This is a genomic window from Oceanicola sp. 22II-s10i (assembly GCF_002210105.1).
Lineage (GTDB): Bacteria > Pseudomonadota > Alphaproteobacteria > Rhodobacterales > Rhodobacteraceae > Pseudooceanicola.
The window spans coordinates 1-1,520 of the sequence record NZ_AQQU01000034.1; the positions used below are offsets into that span (position 1 = coordinate 1).

Below are 1,520 nucleotides of genomic sequence, written 5' to 3' on the forward strand. Positions count from 1 at the left end.
GAGATGACGGTCGCCTACGCGCAGGAGCGGGTGCAGTTCGGCAAGCCGATTGCCGCGCGGCAGGCGATCCAGCACGCCATCGCGATCATGGCCACGCAGGTCGCGGCCGCCCGCGCCGCCTCCGACATGGCGGGCCGGGCCATCGGCGCGGACGGCGCACTGGACGCCGGTGCCATCGCCGCCGCCAAGGCCCGCGCCTCCGAAGCGGCAGGTGTCTGCGCCTCGATCGCGCACCAGACGCACGGCGCCATCGGCTTCACCGCCGAGCACTGGCTGCAGTTCCTGACGCGGCGACTCTGGGCCTGGCGCGACGAATGCGGGAACGAGGCGTTCTGGACTCGGCGCATCGGTGCCAGGGTCCTGGAACGCGGCGCCGATGCCTTCTGGCCGGACATCGCGCGGGGCGACGCCGACCCGGCGCACGAGACGCTGCGGCAGGAGGTGCGCGCCTTTCTCGCCACCGCCACCGCGCATATGACGCCGCACGACCGGGCCGCGTCGTGGATGGGCCATGACGCGGAGTTCAGCCGCAAGCTGGCCGCGCGCGGCTGGCTCGGGATGACGATGCCCAAGCGGCTCGGCGGGCATGACCGCAGCCCGCTCGACCGGCATGTCGTGCTGGAGGAACTGCTGGCCGCCGGGGCCCCGGTCGCGGCCCACTGGATCGCGGACCGCCAGAGCGCGCCGCTCGTCCTGCGCTTCGGCACGCCCGAGCAGATCGACCGCGCCGTGCCCGGCGTGATCCGGGGCGAGACCTATTGCTGCATCGGGATGAGCGAACCCGACTCCGGCTCCGACCTGGCCGCCACGCGCACCCGTGCGCGCAAGGTGGAAGGCGGCTGGCGGGTCGACGGCACCAAGCTGTGGACGACCTATGCGCATCGCAGCACCTTCATGGTGCTGTTCTGCCGGACGGATCGCGGCGACGGCAACACCGGGACCCGCCACGCCAGCACCAGCCAGTTCCTCGTCGATCTGGACACGCCCGGCATCACGGTGCGCCCGATCCTCGACCTCGCGGGCGAGCATCACTTCAACGAGGTGAACTTCGAGGACGTCTTCCTGCCCGACGACGCGCTGATCGGGTCCGAGGGGCAGGGCTGGGACCAGGTCACCAGCGAACTGGCGCTGGAACGCAGCGGCCCCGAGCGATTCCTGTCCTCGATCACCCTGCTGATCGAGATGATCCGCCAGCTGGAAAGCGCGCCCGACGAGATGGCGGTGCGGACGCTGGGGCGGGTGACGGCGAACCTGATCGTGCTGCGGCAGATGTCGTTCCGGGTGGCGACCCTGCTGACCGAGGGACAGGACGCCGCGCTGCAGGCGACGATGGTCAAGGACCTCGGCGCGCTGTTCGAGCAGGAGATCCCCGAGCTCGCCCGCTCGCTGGTCACGGTCGAGCCGACGCTCGACCCCGCCGACGGCTACGCGGCGGTGCTGGGCCGCACGCTGGCCGCCGCCCCGTCCTTCTCGCTCCGCGGCGGAACCCGCGAAATCCTCCGCGGCATCATCGCGCGCGG

At 72.1% G+C, this 1,520-nt stretch carries 1 protein-coding gene; it reads left to right on the forward strand.

Annotation, left to right across the window (positions count from 1 at the left end; genetic code table 11):
• On the forward strand, window positions 1-1,520 hold a 1,520-nt coding region (locus ATO6_RS24695; RefSeq protein WP_088626566.1), incomplete at both ends, for an acyl-CoA dehydrogenase family protein.